20 protein-coding genes are annotated in these 26,036 nt (G+C 29.9%); 1 reads left to right on the top strand and 19 read right to left on the bottom strand.

All coding sequences use genetic code 11. From position 1 onward, the window contains the following. Position 1: 1 nt before the first annotated feature. The 5 genes from B3Z56_RS07895 to B3Z56_RS07875 form a co-directional block, all read right to left on the bottom strand. Complete coding sequence (locus tag B3Z56_RS07895; protein ID WP_346848617.1) at positions 2–1,303, bottom strand: flippase; 1,302 nt, start codon at positions 1,301–1,303, stop codon at positions 2–4. Between the two features lie 13 nt (positions 1,304–1,316). Next, positions 1,317–2,417, bottom strand: a complete 1,101-nt coding sequence (locus B3Z56_RS07890; RefSeq protein ID WP_346848616.1) for a Gfo/Idh/MocA family oxidoreductase — start codon at positions 2,415–2,417, stop codon at positions 1,317–1,319. A 155-nt stretch (positions 2,418–2,572) separates the two neighbouring features. Next, positions 2,573–3,889: a nucleotide sugar dehydrogenase gene (locus B3Z56_RS07885; RefSeq protein ID WP_346848615.1), complete on the bottom strand. Its 1,317-nt coding sequence runs from the start codon at positions 3,887–3,889 to the stop codon at positions 2,573–2,575. A gap of 51 nt (positions 3,890–3,940) precedes the next feature. Next, positions 3,941–5,782, bottom strand: a complete 1,842-nt coding sequence (locus tag B3Z56_RS07880; protein WP_346848614.1) for a nucleoside-diphosphate sugar epimerase/dehydratase — start codon at positions 5,780–5,782, stop codon at positions 3,941–3,943. A gap of 181 nt (positions 5,783–5,963) precedes the next feature. Beyond that, complete coding sequence (locus B3Z56_RS07875) at positions 5,964–7,025, bottom strand: tetratricopeptide repeat protein (RefSeq protein WP_346848613.1); 1,062 nt, start codon at positions 7,023–7,025, stop codon at positions 5,964–5,966. A gap of 382 nt (positions 7,026–7,407) precedes the next feature. Here B3Z56_RS07875 and B3Z56_RS07870 point away from each other — a divergent pair, with 382 nt between their 5' ends. Next, complete coding sequence (locus tag B3Z56_RS07870; RefSeq protein ID WP_346848612.1) at positions 7,408–8,898, top strand: aminotransferase class I/II-fold pyridoxal phosphate-dependent enzyme; 1,491 nt, start codon at positions 7,408–7,410, stop codon at positions 8,896–8,898. A 104-nt stretch (positions 8,899–9,002) separates the two neighbouring features. Here the strand turns inward: B3Z56_RS07870 and B3Z56_RS07865 are convergent, their stop codons facing one another. The 14 genes from B3Z56_RS07865 to B3Z56_RS07800 all read right to left on the bottom strand — a co-directional run bounded on the left by B3Z56_RS07865 (position 9,003) and on the right by B3Z56_RS07800 (position 26,028). Continuing rightward, positions 9,003–9,863 carry a hypothetical protein gene (locus B3Z56_RS07865; RefSeq protein WP_346848611.1) on the bottom strand — a complete coding sequence of 287 codons (861 nt, stop codon included), beginning with the start codon at positions 9,861–9,863 and terminating at the stop codon, positions 9,003–9,005. 271 nt (positions 9,864–10,134) lie between these two features. Continuing rightward, positions 10,135–10,710, bottom strand: coding sequence for an indolepyruvate oxidoreductase subunit beta (locus B3Z56_RS07860; RefSeq protein ID WP_346848610.1), 576 nt, complete (start codon positions 10,708–10,710; stop codon positions 10,135–10,137). A gap of 1 nt (position 10,711) precedes the next feature. After that, positions 10,712–12,478, bottom strand: coding sequence for an indolepyruvate ferredoxin oxidoreductase subunit alpha (iorA, locus tag B3Z56_RS07855; RefSeq protein ID WP_346848609.1), 1,767 nt, complete (start codon positions 12,476–12,478; stop codon positions 10,712–10,714). Between the two features lie 76 nt (positions 12,479–12,554). Next, positions 12,555–13,451, bottom strand: coding sequence for a phosphate butyryltransferase (locus tag B3Z56_RS07850; RefSeq protein WP_346848608.1), 897 nt, complete (start codon positions 13,449–13,451; stop codon positions 12,555–12,557). Between the two features lie 249 nt (positions 13,452–13,700). Then, positions 13,701–14,723: an alpha-hydroxy-acid oxidizing protein gene (locus B3Z56_RS07845; RefSeq protein WP_346848607.1), complete on the bottom strand. Its 1,023-nt coding sequence runs from the start codon at positions 14,721–14,723 to the stop codon at positions 13,701–13,703. 23 nt (positions 14,724–14,746) lie between these two features. Continuing rightward, positions 14,747–15,220 carry a DUF523 domain-containing protein gene (locus B3Z56_RS07840; RefSeq protein WP_346848606.1) on the bottom strand — a complete coding sequence of 158 codons (474 nt, stop codon included), beginning with the start codon at positions 15,218–15,220 and terminating at the stop codon, positions 14,747–14,749. Between the two features lie 24 nt (positions 15,221–15,244). Further along, the gene (locus tag B3Z56_RS07835; RefSeq protein WP_346848605.1) at positions 15,245–17,611 is read right to left on the bottom strand and encodes an endonuclease MutS2; all 2,367 of its coding nucleotides are present in this window, start codon (positions 17,609–17,611) and stop codon (positions 15,245–15,247) included. 17 nt (positions 17,612–17,628) lie between these two features. After that, the gene (locus B3Z56_RS07830; protein WP_346878552.1) at positions 17,629–19,995 is read right to left on the bottom strand and encodes a U32 family peptidase; all 2,367 of its coding nucleotides are present in this window, start codon (positions 19,993–19,995) and stop codon (positions 17,629–17,631) included. A gap of 176 nt (positions 19,996–20,171) precedes the next feature. Then, positions 20,172–21,164, bottom strand: coding sequence for a glycosyltransferase (locus B3Z56_RS07825; RefSeq protein ID WP_346878551.1), 993 nt, complete (start codon positions 21,162–21,164; stop codon positions 20,172–20,174). 166 nt (positions 21,165–21,330) lie between these two features. Further along, entirely contained in the window at positions 21,331–21,933 is a 603-nt protein-coding gene (locus B3Z56_RS07820) for a cell division protein ZapA (RefSeq protein ID WP_346848602.1), read from the bottom strand. Positions 21,934–22,238: 305 nt separating this feature from the next. Continuing rightward, on the bottom strand, positions 22,239–22,910 hold the full coding sequence (locus B3Z56_RS07815; RefSeq protein ID WP_346848601.1) for an ABC transporter ATP-binding protein: 672 nt from the start codon (positions 22,908–22,910) through the stop codon (positions 22,239–22,241). A gap of 21 nt (positions 22,911–22,931) precedes the next feature. Further along, the gene (locus tag B3Z56_RS07810; protein ID WP_346848600.1) at positions 22,932–25,463 is read right to left on the bottom strand and encodes an ABC transporter permease; all 2,532 of its coding nucleotides are present in this window, start codon (positions 25,461–25,463) and stop codon (positions 22,932–22,934) included. Positions 25,464–25,554: 91 nt separating this feature from the next. Further along, a complete protein-coding gene (locus tag B3Z56_RS07805) occupies positions 25,555–25,689 on the bottom strand; it encodes a hypothetical protein (RefSeq protein ID WP_346848599.1) in 135 nt (44 codons plus the stop codon). A gap of 54 nt (positions 25,690–25,743) precedes the next feature. Then, positions 25,744–26,028, bottom strand: a complete 285-nt coding sequence (locus B3Z56_RS07800) for a hypothetical protein (protein WP_346848598.1) — start codon at positions 26,026–26,028, stop codon at positions 25,744–25,746. Between the last annotated feature and the right edge of the window lie 8 nt (positions 26,029–26,036).

Below are 26,036 nucleotides of genomic sequence, written 5' to 3'. Positions count from 1 at the left end.
ATTACCTCCAACGCTTTTTCAAAACCTTGTATTTCATCTCTCTAATCACATTTTTATCATTTTCACTAAATAAAAACAGTCCCTCAAATGTAAAATTTTCTTTTTTAATAAAAATAATTACATATATAATTCCATATGCAAAATATGAAATACTAGAAGCAATTGCAGCACCACTTATCCCCCAAATTGGAATTAACACCGTGTTAAATACAATATTTATTACAAATACAGTAAAAGTTATATATAAATGTACCTTAGGTTGACCAGAACTTTGAAAGTATGATGAAGATATTTTACCTATTGATGCAAATAAAATTCCAACAAATAATATAATTGTAGGCATTATAGCACCTCGATACTGCTCTCCATATAAAACAGGAATAATATATGTACATAAAATACCAATTATCATAAGTACAAATGTAACGTAAAACGTAACCTTTATAGTATTGCTAGTTAGTCTTGCTCTTTCTTCTGATGTATCATTTTTCATATTATATAATCTTCCCAAAATTGCACTTGCCACACTACCAGGGATTAAAAATAATAGTTCTGCTAAAGATACAGCTATACTATATACTCCTAAATCTGTAGTTCCTAACATAAATTTTATGAAAAATTGATCTATTTTATAATTCATAAAAATAAATAAAGTTGCTAAATATATAGTTATTCCAAACTTAAATTCTTTAATCATTATGCTTTTATTTATTAATAATTTAAATCTTTGATTATATCTTCTTCCTAGTAATATAGCATTAAATATTACTGGTAAGGATAAAATCATTAAGTAACTATATATATTTAGCAATCCAGTAAACCATAATATTATAGTCAATGCAATTTTCACTATGTTTGATGTTAATGTAATTTTATTTACTTCAATAATTTTCTCATTAGATATATATACTGTTGATAAAAATTCAGTTATCATAGTAAAAGATAATATTAATATCCCCAATAAAATCATTCCATAATTATAACCTTGGAAAATCAAACCTGAACTTCTACCAATAACCACTATAATGGACTGTATAATACACATAAATATTATATAAGAAAAATTATTATTAAAAACTTCCTCACTACTATACTGTGTCTTCTTACTAAAATACGGTGTAGCATAAGTTATTCCAAAGTGACCATACTGTCCTATTGTTGTAAAAAACAATAGAAAGTATGCCACCTCACCTTTTCCCTCTGCTCCTAGCACTCTAGAAACTATAATGCTCACTATAAAGGCCAAAACTGACGTAATTATTTGAGTAACAAAGTTACTTGCTATATTCTTTTTATATCCCACAGTGAACCCTCACTTACTTATTTTTCATTTCCTTCATATCCATAGTAGAAAAATCGCCTAATGGAAACTTAACAGGCATTCCAGTTGCTGTAGACTTGTAAGCAGCTAATATTATTTCTAGAGGTTTTTTAGCCTCTTCTCCACTTACCAGTGGCTGTCTATCTTCTATGATAGAGTCTACTACATCTTTAAATAATAAAGTATGTCCAAATCCATAAACACTATCTGGATCTGCTTCTTGTGCTGCCAAAACTTTTTCCTCACTTTCTTCTGAGCCTTCAATTCTCCAAGTTTCAATTTTATTTACTGCAAGGCCTCCTATGCAAACAGCTGCCTTTTCCCCAAAAATACTTAATGTTTCCTCTAAATTTGTAGGATACACACAAGCACTTCCTTCTATTATCCCTATGGCACCATTTTTAAACCTTATTAATATAGCTCCAAAATCTTCTGCATCAATATCTCTTAAGAAAGTATCACATTGAGCATATACTGTATCAACATCTGAGCACATCATCCATTGTAGTAAATCTATATTATGGATACATTGATTCATTAATGTTCCACCATCAAGTTCATAAGTCCCTCTCCAAGGAGCTTGCTCATAATATCCCATGTTTCTATTCCAAAGTATTCTTGCTGTACCATTAACCATCTTACCAAAATTATTTGCTTCAACTTCACTTCTTAGTTTTTGAATAGCAGTATTAAATCTATTTTGATGTGATACACATAATTTAACATTATTTTCTTTAGCACAAGCTATCATTTCATCAGCATCTTTAATTGATAACGCCATTGGTTTTTCAACTATAACATGAATATGTTTTTTCATACAATTTATAGCAATTTCTGGATGATATCCACTTTCAGTTGCTATATACACTATATCTATATCTTCTTTTTCTAACATTTCTTTATAATCTTTATATATATTAACTTTAACTTCCTTACCTAACTTGTCAATATATTCATTTTTCTTTGCAATAGCTTTTTCTTCTATAGGGTCACAAGTTGATACCAACTGTAGCCTTTCCTTGTTATTAACCACTGCTTCTATTCCCTTATAGGATATCCTTCCACATCCAATAACAGCTACATTAAATAATTTCATACCAATTCCTCCTAATATATTTTAGGGATTAAGACTAAACTCGAACCCTTTAAATATGGTTAATTATTACCAATATTATCTATTAAATTTTTATTCATAATTATTAGATACAGCACAAAAGACATTGTAGTGCTGTATCTAATACACTTAATATATTAAAGTTTATTTATTTTATCTCTATTTTTTTTAACATCCTTTGTCGCATTTCTTGTATCATAAAGGATCTTAGCCTTTTCAACCATCAATTCATAGTCGTAACAACTGTGATCTGTAGTGATGATTACTATATCAGCATTATCAATTTCTTTTTCCCAATCTACTGATATATATTCAATACCTTTATGTTTAAAAGACGGAATATATGGATCATTAATCATTATGTCCGCACCATTTTTGTTTAATATCTCAAGGACTTTCAATGTTGGTGACTCTCTCATATCATCTATATCTTTTTTATATGCTGCACCCATAACAAGTACTTTTGCACCATTTAACGCCTTTTTATGTCCGTTTAAAAGCTTCATCACGTTCTCAACTACAAATTCTGGCATAGAATCATTAATTATACCTGAAGTCTCTATAAGTTTTGTATGATAATCATACTCTTTTGCCTTCCATTCCAAGTAGAATGGATCTAGTGGTATACAGTGACCACCAAGACCTGGACCTGGATAGAATGGCATAAATCCATAAGGCTTAGTTTTTGCAGCTTCAATAACTTCCCAAACGTCAATTCCCATCCTCTTACACAATATTGCCATTTCATTAGCTAAGGCTATATTTATATTTCTAAAGGTATTTTCAAGAATTTTTTCCATCTCAGCTACTGCTGGTGACGATACCTCCATAATTTCTCCATCCAATACACATCTGTATAAAGTTCCTGCAACCTCAGTGCACTCTGGTGTACATCCACCTACAACCTTAGGTGTATTTTTAGTGTTATATTCCTTATTACCGGGATCTACTCTTTCTGGTGAAAATGCTAAAAAGAAATCCTCTCCACATTTTAATCCACTTTCTTCAAGAATTGGTTTTATAACTTCATCCGTTGTTCCAGGATAGGTTGTGCTCTCAAGAATTATAAGCATTCCTCGCTTTAAGTATTTTGCTACATCTTTTGTTGAGTTAACTACATAGGATAAGTCCGGCTGTTTATAAAGATCAAGAGGTGTTGGTACAGCTATACATACTGTATCTACTTCTTCTATGAAGCTAAAATTCGTAGTTGCTTTTAGCTTACCCGCTTTAACAAGGGCTGATAAGTCATTATCTACTATATCACCTATATAATTTTCTCCATTGTTAACCATAACAACTTTTTTATCTTGAACATCAAATCCTATAACTTCATATCCCGCCTTAGCTTTTTCTACTGCTAGAGGAAGTCCTACATATCCAAGACCTACTACACCTAGTTTAGCTGTTTTATTCTTTAATTTTAATAATAATTCTTCCTTTAATTGACTCATAATTGTTCCTCCTATTAGTAATTTATTACATTACACAATTCGTTACATATCTTAGTCTTTCTTTCTTTTATATGTAGGAACTTTTTCTTCAAGCAATTTTATTATTTCTTCTTTAGTCATATTATCTACATTTCTAAACTGTTTTATAGCTTCTTCAATAAATTCTATAGTAGCATCTTTAGGTTTTTCTACAAAAATTTTATTATGCTCTGTAGATGTAAGTGCTACTTCATCCATTAAAAGCTCTTCATACAACTTTTCACCTGGTCTTAATCCCACATATTCTATTTTAATATCTACATCTGGCTTATATCCAGATAATGTTATTAAATCTCTTGCTAAATCAACCATTTTAACCGGTTTACCCATATCTAATACAAATATCTCTCCACCATCTGCAAGACCACCAGCTTGAATAACTAATTGAGCAGCCTCAGGAATAGTCATAAAGAACCTTGTTATTTCTGGATGGGTTACAGTTACTGGTCCACCCTTTTCAATTTGCTTTTTAAATAGTGGTATTACTGAACCATTACTTCCAAGAACATTTCCAAATCTAACTGCTACATAATCTGTTTTACTAACTTCATTAAAAGCTTGAATTATAAGTTCACAAAATCTTTTAGTGGCTCCCATTACATTAGTTGGATTTACTGCCTTATCTGTACTAATTAAAACAAACTTTTTAACATTATATTTATTACAGCATTTAGCTACATTATATGTACCTAAAATATTATTTTTAATTGCATCCCCTGCATTTCCCTCCATTAAAGGTACATGCTTATGAGCTGCTGCATGGAATACCACTTCTGGTTTGTGCTCGTCAAATATTTGATCTATTCTTATCATATCTCTTACAGAAGCAATAATTACTTGTTTATTTATTTCTGGATAGTTTCTGTTAAATTCCATTTCTAAATCATAAGCATTATTCTCATATATATCCAGAATAATTATTTTTCTAGGTGAGAATTTTGCTATTTGCCTAATAATTTCAGACCCAATACTTCCACCACCACCAGTAACTAGTATTGTTTTATTTTTTATATATCTTTCTATATGCTCCGATTTTAGCTTTATCGATTCTCTTCCCAATAAATCATCAATGTTCACATCTCTCATATGATTTACATTTATGCTATCATCAATAATTTTATAAATACCTGGCATGGTTTTAATATTTTTTGTCACCTGTTTACATATATCTAGAATTTCTTTCTTAGTATTCTTATCCACTGATGGCATCGCAAGCATTATTTCATCAACTTTGTTTTGCTTACAAAAGGATATAATCTTATTTCTATCTCCTACAACCTTTACTCCATGAATTCTCTTACCTATCTTATTTATATTATCATCAATCAACCCAACAATTTTATAGTGCAAAGTACTATTATTATTTATTTCTTTAATAAGTATAGCTCCAGCATCTCCAGCACCTATGATTAACAAATTCTTTTTTTTGTTAATCGATCCTTTATCTGTTCCATTATTCTCCATGATTCTATATAAAAATCTAACTCCACCTAAGCTTATTACGCTCAATAGCCAAAATATAATATGAACAGTTATTGGAAATCTAAAAAATCTACTTTTTAACATAGTGTGGCTTATAAAATAACCATAGATTATAAATACTATATTAGAAGCAGTCATAGAATATACTATCGATAGTAACTCCTCAACAGATGCATATTTCCAAATATTACTATATAGTTTGAATATCATATTAAATATAATTGTTAATGCTACAACTGGAACTATTGATAATATAAAAAACTCTCTATAATCAGGTTGTATCCTGAAATCAAATTTTAGTAATAAAGCCAAATATAAACTTATTGCGACAAGAATTACATCTAAAACTATATTTTTATTTTCTTTTTTCATAACTTCACTTCCTAAATCAATTATGGTAATCAAATACTTCAAGATGTTTTGAAATGCAAATTTCAAAAGTTTATCACAGTTATTATACTGTTTTTTGCATGTAAACACAATTGCATTCAAAGTTATTCATAAAATATTATTTAATTATTTATATTCTATTGATACATTCTTTTTCGTTTGATTATCCTAATGTTTCTTCAAGTTCCTTTACAATTTCATCCTCTGGATCTAATTTTTTAGCTATATCTAAATGTATTTTTGCTTGATTAAAATCCTTAATATTTATATAACACATTATTAAATTAGTGCATACCTCTATAGATTTGGTAACCTCAAATACTTTCCTTAAATACTTAATTGCAGTTTCGAAATCATTCAAGCAAGCATAGTTTATCCCAAGTTCATTAAACACCTGAACATAGTTACTATCTATAGATAATGCTTCATTTAAATAGTATATAGCTTTTTCATAGTTTTGTAAAATTCTATAAGAAACTGCAATATAATAAAATATCTCAGCGCTATCCCCTAATACATCTATTAGTGGTAATAATACTTCTAACGCTTTCTTTGGCTCTTCATATACAAGTTCTTTCCCCTTATCAAAAGAATTGATTATATCTAGATTCTCTTTTAATACCTCAACCTCTTCACTTACATTTCCTCCCAATGATATATATTGTTTAATATTAAAATGAGCTTTTTCAAAATCTTTATCTTCATAACTTACTAAGGCTGAATAATAATAGGGTTGTGGATAATCCTTAATCTCTTTTCCAATTTCAATAAGTTTAATAATCTCTTCTTTAAATACAATATTATTTTTTCTCATTCCATCAATTAAAATAAAAGCTTTATTTAAATTATCTGTTGTAATTTCAACTTCCAATAATCCTTTTAATAATATATATCCATCTTCATACTTTTCATTTTTAATATTCTCAAATATTTTTCCTTTTATATAATTAACGCTATTAGGAATGGATTCTATTATTTCCTTATATACATGATTAAATTTAAAGTTTTTATCTGCTCCTAGTGCATAAAAAATTCCCTCTATAAAAAAATTAACAGGAATATTAGATAAATCATCTCCTTCTTTAGTTTTGGAAACTATTTTATCTGAATTTACTGGTAGATATATATTATCTTTAAATACATATTCATTTATTTTGCTACCTTTTTTTATTTCAAGAAATAGCATTTTCTCAAGTTTTTCTAAAAAATAATTTTCATTACTCATAATGCACCTTCTTACTATTCTATATTTTTTAATTTATTCCACTAAACTATATTACCATTTATTTTATTTTTAATCATCTGTTTTTTGTATAAAGTAATATTTTCGTATTTTTTTTATTTTTTATATAACACAATTTAATAAACGCATAAAATTTATATGCTTTATTATACATTTATAATCTTATAACTCATATAATAAGTAAAACATTATAAATATTTAATTATAAACTAAAATCTTATTGCATTGATACTAATATTATTCTATAATAAATTTGTTTTATAACTTTATAAATATTATATTTGGAGTAAAATTATTATAGGGAGGTCATTAAATTATATTATTGATATCTCTATACTTTATAAATTAGAAAGAGGGTATGGAATTGTATAAGTTAAACCAAAATGAAACCCCATTATTTGATGCCTTAATGGAATATGTGAATAGAGACACTCTTCCATTCCATGTTCCTGGGCATAAAAAAGGTGTTGGAGTAGACATAGATTTTAAAAACTTCATGGGCGAAAATCCGTTTAAGATTGACGTTACAGTTTTTAAACTAGTAGATAGTTATCATCATCCAACAGGTCCTATAAAAAAAGCTCAAGAATTAGCTGCTGATGCCTACGGTTCAGATGCATGCTTTTTCTCTGTTCATGGAACATCCGGCGCTATTCAAGCAATGATTCTTTCTGTAGTAGGTGCTGGGGACAAAATAATAATTCCTAGGAATGTTCATAAATCCATTACTGGAGGAATTATCTTAGCTGGTGCTATCCCTGTATATATGCAGCCTGAGTTAGATAAAAAGATAGGAATTGCAAATGGAGTTACACCTGAAACAGTAAGAACTACATTGGAAGCTAATAAGGATGCTAAAGCTGTTCTTATAATCAATCCAACTTATTATGGTGTATCTACAGACATTCAGCAAATTGCTGATATCGTTCATGAATATGATATTCCTTTAATAGTTGATGAGGCTCATGGACCGCATTTAAACTTTAATAAAAATTTACCTATGTCTGCCATGGAAGCTGGTGCTGATATCTGTGCTCAAAGTACTCATAAAATTATTGGTGCTTTAACTCAAGGATCTCTACTTCAAGTTAACTCTAAAAGAGTAAGTATTCCAAGGGTAAAACAGGTTTTAAACTTAATGCATACAACTTCGCCTTCTTATATTCTAATGGCTTCATTAGATACTGCTAGAAGACAAATTGCATTGGGTGGAGAAGAATTACTAGATAAAACAATAGAACTTTCTAATTATGTTAGAGATGAAGTTAATAAAATCCCTGGTTTCTATTGCTTTGGCGAAGAAATCTTAGGAGTTCCTGGAGCATATGCCTTTGATCCAACTAAAATTACAATAACTTGTAGAGATTTAGGTATAACTGGTTATGATTTGGATATGATTTTAACAAACAAGTATCATATTCAAATGGAACTTTCGGATTTATATAATGTCCTTATTGTAGGTTCCTTTGGCGATACTGAAGATGGCATGGAAAGACTTTTAAGAGCTTTGAGAGAAATCAGTGATGACTATTATGGCAAGGGTACTGCTAAAGCAGACTTCATAGACATCCCTTCCATTCCTGAGCAAATACAGATTCCTAACGAAGCCTTCAACAGTGTTAAAACTTCTGTTAGAATTAAAAATAGCGTAGGCATGATTAGTGGTGAATTCCTAATGGCTTATCCACCAGGAATACCTGTACTATGCCCGGGAGAAAAAATCACACAAGAAATTGTAGATTATGTTCAACAACTAAAAGATACTGGCCTTTATGTTCAAGGTACTGAAGATCCTGAAGTTGAGTATATAAATGTAGTTAAAGATGAGGATGCAGTATTTATTAACGTTGAATAATAAATGTGAATTTTATATTATATAAATTATAATAATTAAAGGTATGATATCTCTCACATACATACCTTTAATTATTTTTATTAATCTTTAACTGTATTGATCTTTTAATTTTTTTTCTTATTTCTTAACTCTAATAATTTAAATTCAGCATTGGTTCTTCCTGAATTTACTATACTTTTTAAATACTGATTATAAGACATGTTAATAATGCTTTCATAAGCTCTAATTAAACTTTCAAAATAACCCATCATATAGTTTACCTTCATTAATGGATCTGTATAAGATATATTAAATCTTATAGTATATTTTTTCCTTACTTTCTCTGCCGCCTTTTTTAAGCAGTTATAACTTGAAGATCCTTTAGCTATGAGTATCACCTTTTCATAATTACATGCCATCACTTCTTTATATGCTGGCATACATGCTTCAATAATATTTTCATCAAAGTATTTCTGTTTTGATGTTTCTTCCTGTACTACCTTAAGAAAATCTTGTAATTTCAAGTTAGTTTTAGCTCTAAGTTCTATTAGTTTTGATAATATATCTTTAACCTTTTCAACTTCCTTATGTTCAATATCATATTTTTTATTCATTTTCTCAATGATTTCAAAGCCTTTCATCATTAATTCCAAATCAGTTTTATTTTTTTCTACTTCTTCTTCATTTTGAAGAGCCTTAATTATACTACCATTATCATCATTTAAGAATGCTTCCATGAAAAAGAATATTCTTCCTAGTCTCATTATTGTTTTCTCATCTTCTACTACTTTATTATTTACATCAATATATATATATCCCTTTTTCTTACCAATTAAGCTGACAATACCTTTCTTTTCAAATATTACCTCTTTATATGTATTTCCCAAAAATAGCGCTGGCTCAGATATCTTAATATCTTCAAATAACTTACTATATTTTTTTATAGCTTTTTTTTCTTCTGAATTTGGTGCTTTGTATATTCCCATTAATTATCCTCCCATAGTAATTTTACTTATATAATTATGAATAGTAACCACTAAACTTAATATACTCTTATTATCATTAGATCTACTTTTCAGACTTTTACTATAATATATTATATCAGAAAATAATGAAAATCATATAAATTTATTGCTTATATAAAAAATATTAGCTTTACCTCTATATAATAGAGTAAAGCTAATATTTTATAGAAACTTATTCTAAACCTTATAATGAACAAGCTTTAATCATGAAATTAACTCTTCTGATTTTCCTCTATACTTCCATTCCTGCAACTAAAGCTTTCTTATTTAACTCTACAGCCTTTGCTGGCACTAATGAAGCTACAACCTCTTCCCAATTTACTTCCTTTATATCTAGGGCTTTAAGTAACGCTCCTAGTAATACAACGTTTTGTGCTTTCATATTACCTAGATCTTTTGCAATTTCTGCCGCTTTAATTATAACTGTATTTTCTGCTGTAGATCTTAGTGCCTCATTTACACCCTCTGGATACTTTTCTAGTCCTATTAGTACTGGTACAGGATGAATTTCATAATCATTTACTATTAAATGTCCACCTTCTTTTAAATAAGGTAGTGCTCTTAGTGCTTCACTTTTTTCAAAAGCAACTATGGCATCAGCTTTTCCTTTTTCTATTAAAGGAGAATAGACTTTTTCTCCAAATCTAACTTGAGTAGTAACACTTCCTCCTCTTTGAGCCATTCCATGAACCTCAGACATTTTAACGTCATAGCCATTTCTTAACAAGCCTTCAGATAATATTTTTGAAGCTAGGATAGTTCCTTGTCCTCCTACACCTATAAATAATATACTTTTTACTTCCTTCATATTATTCACCAACCTTTTCTATAGCATCAAATGGACAAACTTGCTTACATATTTCACAACCATTACACATGCTTTCATCTATTTCCACTACACCATTTTGGAATTTCAATGCTGGACATCCTGTTTTTAAGCACATTTTACACTTCTTACATTTCTCTACATCAACTTTACACTTTAAGTTAGCTCTTTTCTTTAATACGTCTTTTATCAAAGCACAAGGTTGTTTTGTAATAATTACAAAAGGTTCTGTGCTATCATGAGCTTCTTTTACAGCCTTTGAAGTTTCTTCTATTTTATATGGATCTACTACCTTTATATTTTCCTTTTTAATACCACATGCAAGGACTAAAGCTTCAATATCTACCATTGGAGCTTCTCTATTTTGAAGGGTTCTACCTGTTCCTGGATTTTCTTGGTGCCCTGTCATTCCTGTGATTCTGTTATCAAGAATTACAGTTACTATCGGTGTATTGTTATAAACACTTTCAATTAATCCAGTTACTCCTGAATGGAAGAACGTTGAATCTCCAATAAATGCAAATACCTTTTTATCTTCTCTATTAGCTACTATACTAGCTCTTTCCATTCCTACACCAGCTGATATAGAAGCACCCATGCAAATTACAGTGTCAGTTACACTAAGTGGTGCATTCATACCAAGAGTATAGCATCCAATATCTCCAGAAGCTATTACATCCTTATATTTTGATACTGCATAGAATATTCCTCTGTGAGGACATCCTGGACATAGCACTGGTGGTCTAGAAGGTGGATTAGTATCTGCTGTATAAGTTATTTTATTTTCTTCTCCTAAAATACCTCTTCTAATAATGGCTGGATTTAGTTCTTCACATATAGGAATAACTTCCTTACCTATGCAGCTAATTCCTAAAGCTTTAACTGAATTTTCTAAGTATGGATCATTCTCTTCTACTACATATAATTTTTCTACCTTAGATGCAAACTCTTTAATCATTTCATCTGGTAATGGGTAAGAGAAACCTATCTTTAGGTATGATGCATTATCTCCAAAAACTTCTCTACAATATTCATAAGAAATACCACTAGTAATTATACCTATCTTTGTATTGCCCATTTCCATTCTATTAAGCTTTGTAGTATTAGAATATTGTCTTAGCTTCTCTAATCTCTCTTCTACTTCATAGTGTTTAATTTTTGAATGACCTGGAGTCATTATATATTTTTTAATATTTTTTTCATATGGCTTCACTTCTACAGCTTGTTTATCTCCAACCTCTACTACTGTTTTAGAGTGTGAAATTCTAGTTGTAACTCTAAATAAAACTAATGTATCAAATTTTTCACTTATTTCATATGCTTCCTTCATATAGTCAATGCATTCTTGTGAGTTTGATGGTTCAACCATTGCAACCTTAGCATGAGGAGCATAAAATCTGTTATCTTGCTCATTTTGAGAAGAGTGCATTCCTGGATCATCAGCAGTTACAACTACAAAACCTCCGTTAACTCCTTCATATGCCATAGTAAATAATGGGTCAGCAGCCACATTAAGTCCTACATGCTTCATTGTAGTAAGCACTCTTGCTCCTCCAATAGATGCACCTGATGCTACTTCAAAACCAACCTTTTCATTTGGTGCCCATTCTGCATATACACCTTCATATAATGCAAAGTTCTCTAATATTTCTGTACTAGGTGTTCCTGGATAAGCTGATGCTACATGACATCCAGCTTCATAGGCACCTCTAGCGATGGCTTCATTACCAGTCATTATAACCTTTTTCATATTCACATTCCCCCATTACAATTTATCTTTTAATAATTAATTAACTATCCTACTTCAATTATTCCCCAATAATTGTTTACCCTAAAATACTACCTAATGCTATTGAATAAAGCTTGGATTTTGCACTATCTGCTCTAGAAACCAATACTACGGGGCATTTTGCACCTACAATTACTCCAGCACTTTCAGCACCAGCAAAATAAGTCATAGACTTTCCTAGGAAGTTTCCAGCTTCAATATTAGGTACAAGAAGTATATCCACTTCTCCTGCTACATCACTTACAATTCCTTTGTGGTGAGCCGCTTCCTTAGATATAGCGTTATCAAGTCCCAGTGGACCATCTATTATACAACCTTTAATTTGTCCTCTCTTATTCATTGCTGAAAGAGCTGCTGCATCTAAAGTTGCCTGCATTGATGGATTAATTACTTCTACAGCACAAATTGGTGCTACCTTTGGCATATCTATCTCTAGTGCTTTTGCCACTGTTACTGCATTCTTTAATATTCCTATTTTATCTTTTAATTCTGGATATGGCACCATTCCTCCATCGGTAAGAAGTAACAGCTTATCATAAGACTTTACATCATACACCATTACATGAGATAGTAAATTATTTGTTCTTAGATTTGCTTCCTTATTAAGTACAGCTCTTAATAAATCTGAAGTCCCAAGTAATCCTTTCATTACATAATTAGCCTCGCCCTTTGTAACCAATTCCACAGCCTTTGCTGCAGCCTTAGTTATGTCACACTCATTAATTATTCTTACTCTAGATAAGTCTATATTAGAATCTTTTGCTATAGTTTTAATTTTCTCTTCATTTCCAACTAATATAGCATTTATGATACCCATGTCCACTGCCTTTATCACTGCTTCTAGAACAACATTGTCTTGTGCTACTGCTACTGCCATAGTTTTCTTTTCTTTTTTCTTTGCTAATTCTAACAATTCTTCTAAACTTTTAACCATATTTTCACTCCTTATGTATAGGTTTACTAAAAAATTGAAATAAGTAGTAGATATCCAACACTTTTTTTATAATATTTTATATTTTCTTACTTTTAAGTATAATGTGTAATCCTTTCTGAGTCAATTTTAACTGCTAAAGTGTAATAGTGTATTTTTTATTTAAAATTAACAAAAATAGATATCTTAAATTATACAATTTAAGATATCTATTAAAAATTTTTATTACTTTAAAAAACTTTACTTATTCGATTATTTTCTTTGGAATATAATTCTCTTATCTATACTATCTACATCTTTACATCCCGTAAGTACCATAGCAGATTTCAACTCTCCCTTTAATCCATGAACATAAGTTTTTACACCATCTCTTTTACCACCAAAGGATGCAGTTACAAAAGGCCTTCCTATTAATACAGCATCTGCACCAAGGGCTAAGAATTTAAGTACATCTACTCCTGTTCTTACTCCTCCATCAGCTAAAATCTTAACTTTACCCTTTACTGCTTTTGCTATATCTTCAAGAACATCTGCTACACCTGGAGTTTCATCTAAAACTCTACCTCCATGGTTAGAAACTACTATAGCATCTACACCTGATTCTACTGCAAGTAATGCTTCATCTACTGTCATAATTCCCTTTAGTATAAATGGAAGTTTAGTACTGTTAACTAATTCCTTTATCTCCTTTACTCCTTTAGGCATTACTGGCTTCCCATGAAGAGCTAAAGTTATAAGTCCACAGGCATCTATATCCACGCCTACGGCAAATGCTCCTGACTCCTCAGCTAATTTTATCTTTTCAATTATATTTTTATTTTCCCATGGTTTTATAAATACAATACCTTCACCATTAAACTCCTTTAACACTTTTAAATTAGTTGTTAAAAATGTATCTACTGCTGTATCTCCTACCATTGGGTATATACCTGCATCTAAAGTACCTCCAATAACCCAAGAAATATACTCTTCTTCAGAATACTTTCCACCCATGTTAAGAGTAGTTCCTGAAACTGGAGCTGCAAAAACTGGTATATCTAACTTCTTACCAAAAATCTCAATAGCTGTATCTGGATCCTTAGCATCGTGAATTACGCGCATATTAAGCTTATATCTTTCAAGAGCTCTAATGTTTTCTGTAAATGCATTTCCAGTACCTTTTCCACCCATACCTGGGACTTCTCCTGCACAAACAACTCCATTGCATACATTACATACTTTACAGCTATTATTTAAATTAACTCTAGCTTCTTTTCTAACATCACTATAATTCATAAAATCCCCACCTAACTATAAAACTAAATATTATTTTCCTCAAAGAATTTATCCAATTCATCTTCAGTATAAATCTTTATATTATTTCTAATTAAAAGCTCTGCAGTTACTCCATTACCTGTTTTTTTACCACCTGAAAAAGTACCATCATATATAATTCCTTTTCCACATGATGGACTCCTTGCCTTTAAAATAGCTGTATCAATTTTTAACTCTCTAGCTATATTTAATGTTTCCTCTGCACCTTTAATAAATTCACCAGTTACATCATCACTTACATCTCTTCCTAAAACCCTACATTTTCCATCTAAGACCATAGCACCATCACCATTTACAATCTCATGAGCTTCTCTAGGAGTCGCCTGTCCTCCAAGTTGCTCTGGACATACTGGTATAGCCTTCCCTTGTCTTAAAAGTTCAAGAATTTTTTCATTTAAATTATTGTTACCGTCATATTTGCAGTTAATACCACAAAGACATCCACTTACCAAAATCATTTCGTCAACCCCTATACTCTAGTATTACTTTAACTCAACCACAGTAACTCCTGTTCCACCTTCTCCATAATTACCAAGTCTATAGCTTTTAACATGGGGATGATGTTTTAATAAATCAGTTATAGAACTCTTAAGTACTCCTGTTCCTTTACCATGAATTACTGTAACTTCGCCGAGACCACCAAGATAAGCTTCATCTAAATACTTATCTGTGGTATAAATAGCCTCCTCGGAATCCATACCCCTTAAGTCTACTGAAGATGATACTGCTTTTAGATTAAGCTTAGCTTCTCTTCTTTGAACCTTAGCTTTTTTCTTATCTTCACTAGACACTTTTCCCTTCCTTAAATCCTTAAGCTTTACAGAGATTTTCATTATTCCAGCTTGAACTTGAACTTCTCCCTTATTATCCACCTCGGATACTACTATAACATTCTGATTTAAAGATGGAAGATATACCTCCTGTCCTTGAGTTACAGAAGTTAATCCTTCTCCCTTAGGCTCATCTTTTTTACTTAATTTTTCTTCCATGTTATCAAGAGAATCCTTTATCTTCTTTCTTTCATTCTCTATTTTAGTTCTAGCTTCTGAAGAATAGCCTAACCTTTCAAGTTCTCTTATATTTTTAACAATGGAATCAGCTTCTTCCTTAGCAGCTTTTATAAGCTCTTTAGCTTCTCGTTGTGCTTCATAGATAGCTTTTTCTCTAACATTTTCGAACTTATATAACTTTTCTTCATATTTATTTTTTAGTTTTTCTGCTTCTGCTTTTAAACCTTCTGCCTTCCTAGCATCATTTTCTGCTTTAATGCTCTTTTGTTGAAGATTTTGTATTAACTCTTCAAACTTTAAGCTCTCTGTGGAAATATTTTCTTTAGCACTATTTATAATATACTCTGGAAGACCAAGCCTCCTTGATATTTCAAAGGCATTAGATTTACCTGGCACACCTATAAGCAAATTATAAGTTGGTCTTAAAGTTTCAACATCGAATTCTACAGAGCCATTTTCTACTCCAACAGTTTTTAAAGCATAACCTTTAAGTTCACTATAGTGAGTAGTTGCTATTATTTTTGTATTTCTATCCCTTAAGTTATCCAAAATACTCATAGCAAGAGCTGCACCCTCCGTTGGATCTGTTCCTGAACCAAGCTCATCAAAAAGTGCTAAAGTATTTTCATCTGCTTCATTAATAATATTTACTATATTAGTCATATGAGATGAGAAAGTAGATAAACTTTGTTCTATACTTTGTTCATCACCAATATCAGCAAATATATTTGAGAATACACTAACAGCTGAACCTGCTCTTGCAGGAATCATCATTCCACTCATAGCCATAAGCTCTATTAAACCTACAGTTTTTAGTGTTACAGTTTTACCTCCTGTATTAGGACCTGTAATAACTAAAGAAGTAAACTCTCTACCAAGATAAATAGTGCTTGGTACTACTACCTTTTGGTCTATTAAAGGATGCCTAGCCTCTATTAAATCTATAATTCCTTTATCATTTACCTCTGGACATATACAATTTAATTCATTGGCATATTTAGCTTTTGCAAATATAAAATCTAATTCCCATATAATACTTCCATTATTCTCTATAACATCAATGTTACCTGCAATTTTTAAAGTAAGTTCCTTAAGAATTCTATTTATTTCTGCCTTTTCTTTATTTCTAAGTTCTCTTATTTCATTATTAAGATCTACTAGTCCCATAGGCTCTATAAATAATGTAGCACCTGTACCACTCTGGTCATGGATCAAACCCTTAACCTGTTCTTTATACTCAGATCTTACAGGAAGTACATATCTATCTCCTCTTACAGTATAAAGACTTTCTTGAAGATATTTAGAGTAGGTCCTAACCATGCTATTAACTCTGTCTTTAATGGAAGAACTTTTATCTTTTAGTTTCTTTCTAATTATAAATAAAGTTTCACTAGCTCTATCTGCAATTTCATCCTCTCCAATAATAGCTCTAAAGATTTCATCTTCAATGTTCTTAAAGGGAACTATACCTGCTATTATATCTTCCAAAACTCTATAAGTTGTTTCATCGTCCTTACTCTGTACATATTCCTTAAAATTTCTAGAACTTTTAAGCATATTACCAATTCTAAGTAATTCTACTGGCATAAGTGTGGAATTTTTCTTAGCTCTTAAAAGCGCTTCCCTAACATCATATATTCCTTCAAAGGGTGGTGCACTTTTTGTAGTTAATAAAATTAATGCTTCCTTAGTCTCCTCTAAATGCTCTTTGATTTCATAGAGATTGTTATATGGTTTCAGATTATCAATTAAATCTTTCCCCGCTTTTGTAACTGTATACTTTTTTAATATTTCCTTGATTTTATAATACTCAAGTACTTTAAAGGTCTTTTCATTCATTTCTTATCCCCTACTTTCTATTCAATTCCCCTCTTATAATGTCCTTTTGTAGTTTTCCCTAAATCTACATCTTCATCTTTAAATATATATTTCATCACCTTTAAAACCTGATTATAATCTTCATCTATAAAGTCAACTCTATAATTGTTAATATTATTTTTCCTTAATTCCTTAATGAATGGAACTATATTTACAGGTAATGTATTATATATATGGCTTCTACAATATTTATCCGTAGTAACCAGAAACTCTTCATTCATCCTATCTCTTAATACAAACTTATCCTTGTCACATCTGAAATTACAGTTTGAAGTAGAGCTCTTATCACCAAAGGTACTGCCAATTACACAGTATTCACTTACCATAAGTTCATACTTACCATAAACTACTACTTGCACTGGAGTTTTAATATTTTTAGCTATAGAAAACATTTCTTTATTGTTAAGTTCTACACTTAAAGCTGATATATCTGTATACCTATTATAAAAATCATAGCTTTCACTATTTAAAATATTTAACTTATAATCTCCAATTATGTTAAGTCTGTTTTTAAACACATTTATTATACCTAAATTAGCTGTAATTAACCCCTTAATTTTAGAAATATTCTTTTCTATAGCTTCAGTAACTAAATTAAATTCACTTTTTATTATATTAGGAACAATCATATATAAATTTTCATAATCTACTTCTTCTAAATTAAAACCTCCACCCTTTTTAAATAAATCTACTCCTATAGCTGGATCTATATCTGGATTTTCATCTATAAAACTTAATACACTTTTTAATTGTTCTAGAGTTTTAACGCATATTAGATACTCATCATTAAATATATCTTTAGCTTCTTTAGAATTCCTATTAAATTCTTTATAAGCCTTTTCTTGCACATGCCGTTTATCACGAATTTTAATATACTTCATTATATCTTCAATAAGCTCACGTCTTACACTATTTATAGATGATACCCTTAAAAATCCTTCTTCAAAGGTTTCAAATTCAATGTTTTCTAGTTTAAAAGGAGTATCCCCTAACTTATTGAGATTTTTAATTATGGCTTCCTTATCCATAGGCTTATTAGCTGCAACCTCTACATTTTCTCCATAGACTTCAAATTCTTTTTCCTGATAAACCGTAGATAAATAAAATCTTTCTCCTGGAGCAAATCTAACCTTTATAGTTAAGGGTAACTTTACACCATAAATATCTTCATAATTTTTTTGAAGTTTAGTTAAAAGTTCAGTATCTGAAGTTACATATACTTTATCTCCAACCTTATATTTAGTAGGCATAAGCTTCACTTTTTCGCCTTTAGAGGCTTCTTTAACCTTTTCTTTCCCCTTTAAAATATTTGTGATTGTAAATCCACTATTATCAGTTCTAACTCCATCCTGGGCTTTTATATCCTTTTGAAGCTGTATGGTTAAATCTTTTTCAACGGTGCCTAAAAATACACCTGTATTTTTGGGGCAATTATATGCCATCATGTCTCTTCCAATGTTTCCTCTAAGATATGCCTTTGAAAACCCTTCTCTATTAAATAATTGATTTAATATGGCCTTTTTAGGTGCTATCTCAAAACATTTGTTGTGATACACACTATCTATAGCTTCTCTATAGGTAGTTACAACACCACTTACATATTCAGGCTTTTTCATTCTACCTTCTATCTTTAATGATGAAGTCCCACTTTCAATTAAACTTTTAATTTCATCTATAGTACAAGTATCCTTTGGACTTAATAAATACCCTTCTCTATTTTCTCCACTAGATTTTTTTATTATAGTATAAGGTAATCTACAGGGCTGTGCACATCTTCCTCTATTTCCGCTTCTTCCTCCTATGATACTACTCATAAGGCATTGTCCAGAATAACTTATACATAATGCTCCATGGACAAATATTTCTGTTTCTATATCTAAGTCCTTTGAAATATATCTTATTTCATCTAGACTTAACTCCCTTGATAAAACTATTCTTTGAAAGCCCTCATTCTTTAAAAATATAGCCCCTTCTCCATTATGTATAGTCATTTGTGTGGATGCATGAATTTCAAAATCTGGTATAGCTTCTTTTATAATTTTAAATAATCCCATATCTTGAGTTATAATAGCATCTACACCAATTTCATATAGAAACTTCCCATACTCTAAAGCTTCACCTAACTCATCTTCTTTTATCACAGTATTAAAGGCTATATATACTTTAACATTATATAAATGACAATAATTCACTACTTCTATTAATTCTTCTTCATTAAAATTATTTGCATAGGCTCTAGCAGAAAACTTACTCCCGCCCATATATATAGCATCTGCACCACCTTGAACAGCAGCATAGATACTTTCTTTACTTCCACCTGGCGCTAATAATTCTATTTTATCCATATGTTCTCAACTCCTATCAATAAGAAATGTCTTTATTCTATATTAAAAAAGTCATACTTATTTTATTAGTACTTATTTTTTACTTCTCATGGATTATTATATCACAATTTTCTTTGTTACAAACTGTAAAAAATAATAGGAGCTAATACCTTTTTATTGGTTAGCCCCTATACATCTTAATTCATCAATTTTAAATATCCCTCATATATGCCTTCTAACATATTCTTCAAGTTATAATTATATCTTATATATTCTTTTAGTTTATTATTTTTTCTTTCTGCCCTACTTTTCTCTACTGCTAATTTTATACTATTATGATTATAAGGATCACAATATATTGCCGTATCCTTAAAATATTCCTTTGAAGCCCCTTCCTCCGTAACCACTATGTTACATCCATAAGCTGCTGCCTTAAGGGATGATAAACTTGTAACTTCTGAAAAACTAGCTAATACGTGAGCACTAGAAAAGGTGTATGCATTATACAAATCATAGTCATTCATAAATCCTAAATAATGTGTAGTAGGATAAGCTAAACATTCTTTTAAGTAACGCTCCTCTGATGCCGTTCCAACTAGAACTAAGTCTACTCCTATTTCATTACATATCTTACTTAATTCTAATTGGTTTTTCACTTCACAAATTCTTCCTACACACAATATATAATTATCTAAATTATATCTCTCCTTAAAATTATATAACGGAACCTCATCATAATTTATATCTACTCCATTATAAACAACTTTAATATCTCCCTTTGTAGTGAAATCCTTGGTTATTAAAGACTTTTCGTATATACTATTGCAAAATATGATTTTACTCTTCTTCAAAATTAATTCCTTATAAGCTTTGCAATTATTCCATAGATTTTTTCGTTCCATATTATTACTATATTCGAAAAACTTCTCCATATTGAAATACATCGGTGATACTACTATACTACATTTACTATTACTAGCCAATTTAAAATGTTTATAAGCATCAAATATATTTTTAATATCAAATAGATGTACTATATCATAATCATCATAATTAGCCTCCTCATTGGCTCCACATATATCTACATTAACCCCTTTCTCTTTTAAAAAAGTGTATATTTTAAATATTATAGTAGTATCTCCTGAACTTAAATTTATATAATTACTTCTAGCACATAGCAAAACTTTCATGTATAATCCCCCTAAGAATTATGGTTTTACCTAATACCTATGCCCATAAAATTTTAATTATCACAATATTAAAGAATAAAATTATATTTAATTCATAAATATAGCTAATTATCCTAAAATAAAAAATAGGCGATAATATATAAATATAATATTATCACCTAAACTTTTACTTTTTTCTTACATTAACTTGTCCATTTTTCATAAGCTGAAGGTTTTTATCCTCAATCTCATGACTAAGTTGCTCTAGCTGTCTTACTCTAGCTATTTGGTCATATCTTAAATTATTATTTTCAGATAGAAGCTTTTTATTAAAGGTCATTTGTTTTTTATTATCCTTTTTTAACTCTTGAACAACTTGATCCATAAGTTCTAATTGCTCTTTAAGATATGTAACCTCATCCTTTAGCTTTCCTATCTCTTCATCTTTATCCGAAGTGTTAACTTTTCTTAAGTCTTCATTTTCTTTTTTTGCAGCCTGTAAATCTCTTTTTAGTCCTTCTACTTCGGAAATAAGATTTTTTTGTTCCTTTGCAATCATTTTATAATTTTCATTTGCCCTTTCGCAGGCCTCTTTATTTTTAAAAACCTCATCTCCTAAATTAATTGCTGCAAGAATAGTAGCATCAGGACGACTTATTTTAGAATTCTTAAACATTAGACTATTTATTTTATTATCTACATATTGAGCAACCATTTGTAGATACTCATCATTTTCTTCTCCTCTAAGGTTATATTCCATTCCATTTATCTTAACTGTTATAATGCTCACATAAACACCCTCTTAATTATAAATTTACATCTGCATAAACTTATAATCATTTTAACATATATTAGCTATTTATTAAATAAGGTATTTAATAAATATTCCAAATACTTGTCAACAATATGTTTCATAAAACTTAATTAAATATAAATATAATATATTATGGTACATATTTTATAATTATATTGTAAAATTTTACCATATAATCAAGCCACAGTTTTTATAAAAATTATTCTTTTCTAACTACCAAAGTATTGCAAATAAAAAATGTTACACAACTATTTCTTTATATTAGTTATGTAACATTCTTCTTATTTACCCTCTATAATCATTCCATCAGTAATAGTAATAATTCTATCTGCCATTTGTGCTATACTACCATCGTGAGTAATCATGATTAGTGTTTGATTATACTTTTCTATGGTTGATTTTAGTAGTTGCAATACTTCTTTACTATTTTTACTGTCTAAATTTCCTGTAGGTTCATCTGCAAATATTATGGACGGTTTATTAGCTAGTGCTCTAGCAATGGATACCCTTTGCTGCTGCCCTCCAGATAGTTCACCTGGAAGATGTTTTCTTCTTTCTTTTATATCAAGAACATCCATAATTTCATCAATATACCCTTCATCTACCTTTTTACCATCCATTAATACTGGAAGTTTTATATTTTCCTCTGCTGAAAGAATAGGAATTAAATTAAAAGCTTGAAATATAAATCCTACGTTCTGTCTTCTATATCTAGATAACTCATTTTCACTTAACTCATAAATATCTTGTTCATTAATAAATACCTTTCCTGCTGAAGGCTTATCTAATCCTGCAAGAAGATGTAGTAATGTACTTTTTCCAGAGCCACTAGGTCCTACTATGGCTACAAATTCTCCTTCTTTAATCTCTAAATCCGTAGGTTTTAACGCCTTTACTGCAGTTTCATTCATTCCATAGGTTTTAGCTAGACCACTGGTTATTAACATACTCATATTAATTCCTCCATTACTCTTCTACTCTACATCCCTAATACTCTCAACAATACTTGATTTAAATAATATTTTTGACGGTAATATAGATGATAGTAGTGTGATTATGATTGTAATTATTATAATTATAGTCATTTGGCCTATTGGTATATGCCAGCTTATAATCTGACCTAGCCAAAGCTCTGAATTTTTAGTTATAATTGCTGAAATTCCCAAAGTTAGCAGTACTGAAATTGCAGAAGATACTATTCCATAAATGGCCCCTTCCCACATTATGATCTTCTTCACCTGCTTTCCACTAAGGCCCATAGCTCTTAGGAATCCAAACTCTTTCTTCCTCATAATTGCGCTCATATTCATGATATTAATAAGATTTATTATGCTTACTATGGCTACAACAATAACTATACTGTACATGGCAAATATAATTTGAGCATTATTTACCTTTACTTTTTCTAGTTCTTCTCTGTAAGATAATAATGTAGCTCCCTTATCACCATCTACAACTGCTCTTAACTCTTCTTCAACTTCTTCATAGTCATATCCCTCCTTAACATTCCCTTCCCAATATTGATATTTAGTCATTTCCATATGTTTCTTCATGGCAGAGTCAGGTAGAATTATTGCTGATGAGTGTACTGTTGTGCTTGGAGTACCTAAAGGTAATCCTTTTATTGCATCTTCACTAACTATAGCTCCAACTTTAAACTCTGGATAAGTTCCACCTAAAAATTCTCCATTATCATTTAACTTAGTAAATGAAGGTTGTACAACATCTCCCACAGATAAATTAGTGTAGTTCAATCCATCTATATTTTGTACAAGAATTAATATATCTTCATTTTTCATCTTGTCTATATCTATCTCACCAGCAATGACATTTTTCTTTAAAGCTTCTAACTCCTCATCACTACGTCCTAAAATTGTAACTTCTATTAAATATCTATCCCTAGATATACACTGTGATATATACTGTACAGACTTTCCTAATTCTTCATAGGTTCTTAATCCTTCTTCTGTATAATTTTCTTTTTCAATATCCATAGTTGTGCCTCTTCTCTTAAGCTTTAAGGTTACATCCAATCCTTCCACAGAAGAAACCTTTTCTAGCGATAATCCACTTTTAGAATCAACTTTAAAATCTACCTTGAAGCTATCTTTAAAGATTGCCACAGGATTTGTAGAACCTACCACATAATTTACTGTCATAAACATGGTTATAGTTATAATTAAAGATAAACATGTAGATAAAAATCTTTTTTTATTTCTAATTATATTTATAAACGCCAAATTGATTTCAAAAGATACCTTTTTTAAAATAGATTTATCTAAGCTTCCTCTCATATTACTACTCTTTAAACTAGTATTTGCTCCTCCAGTTATAGCCTCTGTGGGTGATATAACCGAAGCTTTTCTAGCTGGAAAATAAGTTCCTATAAATGCAGTTAAAAGTCCCACTACAATTGCTACTAAGATAATTTTAGTATCCATTGTTCTCACTGTACCTAAATTCTCTATTCCAGTGACTATTTTTATAATATACCTAGTTATCCAGTTTCCTAATAAAATTCCTATAGGAATAAATACAATTGTTATAAGCATACCCTCAATTAAAATCATGGCTTTTATTTTCCATGGAGGACATCCCATTGCCCTAAGCATACCAAATTCTTTAGTTCTCTCTGATACACTAACATTAAATATGTTATAAACTATTACACTAGAAATTACTATTAATATTAATGAAACAAAAAACATTATATTATCATATTTTTCATATTCACTTTTTAATTGTAACTTAGGTTCGTTAGCAAAAAATCCTCCGGTAGAATATCTTGATTCAGTTAACTTTTTTACAGCATCCTCAACAGAGTAAGATGGCTTTATCATTATATATCCGTCAGCTTCTACACTTTGCATAGTAAGCTTTTTCTCTTTTAATATCTTTTCTCCAAATTCAGGTGTAATATATGCATTCCCTTCCTTTGGATAGAACCAGTTTCTATAGGTAAAATCATAAGTCCCTGTAAGTACGAACTCTGTTTCACCCTTCTCATAATAAAATTCTGTACCTCTGCCTCTGTGAACTATGGTATAAGGAATGGTTATCTTATCTCCTATTTCATACTTTTTAGGAAACAAATCTAAAATCCACTTTTCTATAGCTATTTCATTATCCTTTTCTGGATATCTACCTTCTATCAATTCTAGATTTAATATATCTGTAGCATTTTCTTTAAATGCCGAAATTTGAAGACTATTATCTGTATTCGGCACATCATATCTGCCAATTGGCCAAACCGTAGTAACTTCTTTTACAACCTCTTCTTTTGCAACTCTATCAAAATCCACATAACCTAAAGTTCCTAAATAGATATCATGTATTCCTCCTGAATCATCCTTCATCTTCTGATATAGCGATTCCTTTAAAGCTTCTGATATAGTGCCTAATGATACTATTAGTGCCATAGATACTATAATACCTAAAGCTACAAAGATAATTCTTTTTTTCCCCTTTTTAATATATCGTGGAATAATCCCCCAAAAACTTTTCATATTTCACCTCCAAAATAAGAAAATAAATCTTTTAATATTAATATATAAAAGATTTATTTCCCTAAATTAAAATATTATTTTTGATAAAATGCTATCTTTGAACTTTTATAAGTTTACCATAACAAGAATCTCCACATGCATTCATACAAGTATAATCTTCACAAACTATAATTGTATGGATTGCCTTTTTAGCATTTTTATTCTTTTTTGAAAGTAAATGTTCCATGATTTCACCCCCCTTAAATTTAATATATATAATAACATAAATATGTTATTCACTTTATATATATTTTAGAATAATCTCTCCTGTATAAACATCCACATATATATCCTCACTATTCTTAATAACTAGTTCATATCTCCTCTCAATCTCATTCCACCACTGTGATATTTCTTTATCTATTACTTTTATATCTTCTTCGACTTTATCCAGTAAATCTTTTCTGCTATTATTATTTAAAATTAGCTTTAACTCCTCAAGAGAATTTTTTCTTTCTGTGTACACTTCAAAATCTTTTATGTCATTTGCATCAAGAATTGAAATTATCTTATCTTTTTCTTCCATTTAAACAC

The sequence above is a fragment of the Clostridium sp. UBA7791 genome (assembly GCF_002480755.1).
GTDB classification, from domain to species: Bacteria; Bacillota; Clostridia; order Clostridiales; family Clostridiaceae; genus Clostridium_J; species Clostridium_J sulfidigenes.
This window is presented reverse-complemented; position numbering and strand designations above follow the sequence as displayed.

Excerpts from the sequence above, each read along its gene's own strand:
- B3Z56_RS07890 (WP_346848616.1), bottom strand. The coding sequence starts at position 2,417 with ATGAAATTATTTAATGTAGCTGTTATTGGATGTGGAAGGATATCCTAT.
- B3Z56_RS07885 (WP_346848615.1), bottom strand. The coding sequence starts at position 3,889 with ATGAGTCAATTAAAGGAAGAATTATTATTAAAATTAAAGAATAAAACA.
- B3Z56_RS07880 (WP_346848614.1), bottom strand. The coding sequence starts at position 5,782 with ATGAAAAAAGAAAATAAAAATATAGTTTTAGATGTAATTCTTGTCGCA.
- B3Z56_RS07875 (WP_346848613.1), bottom strand. The coding sequence starts at position 7,025 with ATGAGTAATGAAAATTATTTTTTAGAAAAACTTGAGAAAATGCTATTT.
- B3Z56_RS07865 (WP_346848611.1), bottom strand. The coding sequence starts at position 9,863 with ATGGGAATATACAAAGCACCAAATTCAGAAGAAAAAAAAGCTATAAAA.
- B3Z56_RS07860 (WP_346848610.1), bottom strand. The coding sequence starts at position 10,710 with ATGAAGGAAGTAAAAAGTATATTATTTATAGGTGTAGGAGGACAAGGA.
- iorA (WP_346848609.1), bottom strand. The coding sequence starts at position 12,478 with ATGAAAAAGGTTATAATGACTGGTAATGAAGCCATCGCTAGAGGTGCC.
- B3Z56_RS07850 (WP_346848608.1), bottom strand. The coding sequence starts at position 13,451 with ATGGTTAAAAGTTTAGAAGAATTGTTAGAATTAGCAAAGAAAAAAGAA.
- B3Z56_RS07845 (WP_346848607.1), bottom strand. The coding sequence starts at position 14,723 with ATGAATTATAGTGATGTTAGAAAAGAAGCTAGAGTTAATTTAAATAAT.
- B3Z56_RS07840 (WP_346848606.1), bottom strand. The coding sequence starts at position 15,220 with ATGATTTTGGTAAGTGGATGTCTTTGTGGTATTAACTGCAAATATGAC.
- B3Z56_RS07835 (WP_346848605.1), bottom strand. The coding sequence starts at position 17,611 with ATGAATGAAAAGACCTTTAAAGTACTTGAGTATTATAAAATCAAGGAA.
- B3Z56_RS07830 (WP_346878552.1), bottom strand. The coding sequence starts at position 19,995 with ATGGATAAAATAGAATTATTAGCGCCAGGTGGAAGTAAAGAAAGTATC.
- B3Z56_RS07825 (WP_346878551.1), bottom strand. The coding sequence starts at position 21,164 with ATGAAAGTTTTGCTATGTGCTAGAAGTAATTATATAAATTTAAGTTCA.
- B3Z56_RS07815 (WP_346848601.1), bottom strand. The coding sequence starts at position 22,910 with ATGAGTATGTTAATAACCAGTGGTCTAGCTAAAACCTATGGAATGAAT.
- B3Z56_RS07810 (WP_346848600.1), bottom strand. The coding sequence starts at position 25,463 with ATGAAAAGTTTTTGGGGGATTATTCCACGATATATTAAAAAGGGGAAA.
- B3Z56_RS07805 (WP_346848599.1), bottom strand. The coding sequence starts at position 25,689 with ATGGAACATTTACTTTCAAAAAAGAATAAAAATGCTAAAAAGGCAATC.
- B3Z56_RS07800 (WP_346848598.1), bottom strand. The coding sequence starts at position 26,028 with ATGGAAGAAAAAGATAAGATAATTTCAATTCTTGATGCAAATGACATA.